The organism is Gluconobacter sp. P1D12_c (assembly GCF_018812105.1).
In the GTDB taxonomy this organism is placed as follows: domain Bacteria; phylum Pseudomonadota; class Alphaproteobacteria; order Acetobacterales; family Acetobacteraceae; genus Gluconobacter; species Gluconobacter oxydans_A.
Map to the genome: position 1 here is coordinate 1 of NZ_JACSIQ010000405.1, position 476 is coordinate 476.

General features: G+C 58.8%; 1 protein-coding gene. It reads right to left on the reverse strand.

The window, feature by feature from the left end:
* On the reverse strand, positions 1–476 hold a 476-nt coding region (locus KP705_RS17390; RefSeq protein ID WP_215765185.1), incomplete at both ends, for a Tn3 family transposase.

The window sequence follows — 476 nt, forward strand, 5'->3', positions numbered from 1 at the left end:
TCCGATGCCCCACCCGTGTCGGTATAATGCTCTTCAATGGAAAGCCCGTTGGCATGATACAGCAGCCCATCCAGAACATAGGGTGCTTCACCGGCCGTCGCCGCAATCACCCGGGTCGAAAACGGATCATACTGATCGGAGATGTGGGTGTAGAAACTGACGCCCGGTTCACTGCCATTGCGCGCATTGATATCGCTGATCGCAGCGCCTCTGCCACCTGCATGAAACAATTGACCATCACTTGAGGACGATGTGCCGTCTCCCCAGAGTGACGCCAGGGGCAGCCCACGATGGGCTGCAACCATACGGCCAAGGGCTTCGGCGTATCCGGCCTCGCTGATATGCCAGTCATGCAGATGCGCCAACTGGCGCAGGGTGGCACCCTGACAGGTGTCGGCCATGCGTGTCAGACCAAGATTAATCCCATCCGCCAGGATCACCGTCAGCAGGGCGTTTTTGTCATCCGCGACACGGCT